This is a genomic window from Alteromonas sp. AMM-1, assembly GCF_047290655.1.
GTDB lineage: Bacteria > Pseudomonadota > Gammaproteobacteria > Enterobacterales > Alteromonadaceae > Alteromonas > Alteromonas mangrovi.
On record NZ_JBLBUE010000255.1, the window covers coordinates 1 to 3075 of the forward strand.

General features: G+C 46.5%; 4 protein-coding genes. 1 reads left to right on the forward strand and 3 read right to left on the reverse strand.

Annotated elements, in window-relative coordinates; genetic code table 11:
* The 3 genes from ACLR2L_RS19675 to glnA all read right to left on the reverse strand — a co-directional run.
* Nucleotides 1-470: PAS domain-containing protein (locus ACLR2L_RS19675; RefSeq protein ID WP_413370656.1), on the reverse strand; the 470-nt coding region annotated here is incomplete at its 3' end.
* 98 nt (nucleotides 471-568) lie between these two features.
* Nucleotides 569-1036 carry a DUF4124 domain-containing protein gene (locus ACLR2L_RS19680; RefSeq protein WP_413370658.1) on the reverse strand — a complete coding sequence of 156 codons (468 nt, stop codon included), beginning with the start codon at nucleotides 1034-1036 and terminating at the stop codon, nucleotides 569-571.
* 136 nt (nucleotides 1037-1172) lie between these two features.
* Complete coding sequence (gene glnA, locus ACLR2L_RS19685) at nucleotides 1173-2582, reverse strand: glutamate--ammonia ligase (RefSeq protein WP_413370660.1); 1410 nt, start codon at nucleotides 2580-2582, stop codon at nucleotides 1173-1175.
* Nucleotides 2583-2989: 407 nt separating this feature from the next.
* Between glnA and ACLR2L_RS19690 the strand changes: the two genes are divergently transcribed.
* A partial coding sequence (locus ACLR2L_RS19690; RefSeq protein ID WP_413370662.1) for a GTP-binding protein occupies nucleotides 2990-3075 on the forward strand: 86 nt, incomplete at its 3' end.

A 3075-nucleotide genomic window follows, 5' to 3' on the forward strand; every position in this document is an offset into this window, starting at 1 on the left:
AGCGGATTTTTAATCTCGTGTGCCAGGCCGCGAATTAACTCACGGGCGGCAAAGTGCTGTGCGTGCTGCTGGTTTTCCCGTGAAATGCGTTTTTGCTGATCGACCTTTTTTACTTCAAACAACAAACGAGGGCCATCTTCAGTATTCAGATTGGTTACCGTTAAATCAGCCGACACTACGCGATTATCGCGGAAGTACAACTTTACTTCATTCTCGGTAAAATCCTGGCCACTGCGAAAGGCGGCTCTGAGCCGGGCTTTGTTGATGGTATTGGGTACAAAAAAATCGGCAATGCAGTGCCCGTACAATTGTTTTGTGCCCGTTGCAAATAAGGCCTGACCTGCGTGGTTAGCGTACACAATGCGCAAGGCATTATCGATAACTACCAGTACAGTAGTGACACTATCCAGCAAATTGTTGGTATCAAACGGCGTGGCTCGCATGCCAGCTTTCTCCACTTGCACCATCATGGTGCTTCATTATTTCAGGCAAACTAAACCCGTGCAATATCTTCTCGCATAAACGCTTACATGAACTTCAATGGTGCGCGTATTACGTGGGTTTGCTGTTAATTATTGTTAATAAGACGTGATGCCTGATGCAGGTAAAACGTACGTGGAGTGCTAGATGCAAGAGTCTTGCCCGTATTGTCGATGTGAGCAATATAAAATGTATGTGCCCCTCGGGGCAGGTCATTCAGGGTAAATAAGGGGGCTGACTGCTCACTGACAAGCTCGCCATTGAAGTACAGACGATATACGTCGCCTTTCTGCGTGTTGGTAACGCGTGCAGCAAATTGCACGCTGCCGGCATTATTTCTAACCGTTGCCTGGTCATCCGGCTGGATAACCGTGATCACAGATGGTGCACGCTCTGTGGCCTTTTTGGCTTGCGCTTGAATTGGCGCTGGCGGAACCGGTGTACTTACCATGCGATTATCCGGCCCCAACTCTACTGGTTGAGCATCCGGTGGCGGCGTATCGGTATAGGTTACCGAGCCATCCTGATTGATAACTTTGTAGATTTGCTGGGCCATAATCTGATGGGAGACACCAACAGATATTACCGCTAGTAAAAAGACATATTTTGCTCGCATGCAATTGATTGTAGGTGATTTGGAATAAAAAAAAAGCCCGCATAAGCGGGCTTGGGTATTTTATCTGATACGGTGCTTACACACTGTAGTACATGTCAAACTCAACTGGGTGAGTAGACATGCTCAGTTTAGTTACTTCAGCAGTTTTCAGTTCGATGTATGCATCGATCATGTCGTCAGACATTACGCCACCTGCAGTCAGGAACTCACGGTCGTTGTCCAGCGCTTCCAGTGCCTGCTCCAGAGAGTGGGCAACAGTTGGGATGTTTGCTGCTTCTTCTGGTGGCAGATCATATAAGTCTTTATCTGCTGCATCACCAGGGTGGATCTTGTTCTTGATACCGTCGATACCAGCCATCAGCATTGCGGTAAAGGCCAGGTATGGGTTACAAGCTGGATCAGGGAAACGTACTTCGATACGACGTGCTCTGTCAGTGGTTACGTATGGAATACGGATAGACGCTGAACGGTTACGAGCAGAGTAAGCCAGCATTACTGGGGCTTCAAATCCTGGTACCAAACGCTTATACGAGTTAGTAGCTGGGTTTGAGAAAGCATTGATCGCGCGAGCGTGCTTAATGATACCGCCAATGTAGAACAAAGCTTCTTCAGACAAACCAGCATACTTGTCGCCAGCGAAAATGTTCTTGCCTTCTTTAGAGATAGACTGGTGACAGTGCATACCTGAACCGTTGTCGCCTACCAGAGGCTTAGGCATAAAGGTAGCAGACAGACCGTAAGAGTGTGCCACGTTGTGAACAACATACTTGTAGATCTGAACTTCGTCAGCTTTAGTTACCATGGTGTTGAATTTACACGCAATTTCGTTCTGACCAGCAGTCGCTACTTCGTGGTGGTGCGCTTCAACAACCAGACCCATTTCTTCCATTACCAGACACATTGCTGCACGGATATCGTGTGCAGAATCTACTGGTGGAACCGGGAAGTAACCGCCTTTAACGCCTGGACGGTGACCCATGTTGCCGTCTGCAAACTCAGAACCTGAGTTCCACGCTGCTTCTGAAGAGTCGATTTTGAACATAGAGCCTGACATATCAGTGTGGTACTTGATATCGTCAAACATAAAGAATTCTGGCTCTGGACCAAACAGAACGGTGTCACCGATACCAGTTGATTTCAGGAACTCTTCTGCGCGACGAGCGATAGAACGCGGGTCACGGTCGTAACCTTCCATTGTAGTAGGTTCTACGATGTCACAGCGAATGATAACCTGAGTTTCTTCGGCAAATGGGTCAACTACTGCAGTGCTAGAGTCTGGCATCAGAATCATGTCTGATTCGTTAATCCCTTTCCAGCCAGCAATTGAAGAACCGTCAAACATTTTACCTTCTTCAAAAAAGTCTTCGTCGACCAGGTTAGAAGGAATAGAAACGTGTTGTTCCTTACCTTTAGTGTCGGTAAAGCGAAGGTCTACAAATTTTGCTTCGCTAGATTTGATTAATTCTAATGCCGATTCAATTGACATCGTGTCCTCCAGGTTATTTTAAATGTGTGAACCAATACTGGGTTCGCAGGTGAGAAATCCCTAAGCGATAATCATGCCATTTGCTTGAGCAAGGCTGGACACCGCGTAAATTCGATCTGTCGTCACGATCTTAAACTTCTATCTGCACCATTTTGGTGATGTCGTGATTTATTTTGGTGCAGTTGGTGGCCGGCAGTGTTACTCATGAGACCACGCATGCCATTCTTTCACCCAGCGCAAGAATTAGCAATAGATGAATTTTATTTGAAACTGAAAAAAAACTGCGCAAAGCACTTGGATTTTCTGTACAATCCGCGCTCATTTTTATTATTTACAGTGTGTAATAGCCGGTGTGTGCTGCAAAGCCATATGATTGGCGGGCTGCACACCCTGCAGGTTGATTTTCAATGAATGTAACTGACATCAATAAGCTTAGAAATATCGCGATTATCGCGCACGTTGACCATGGTAAGACCACCCTGGTAGACAAACT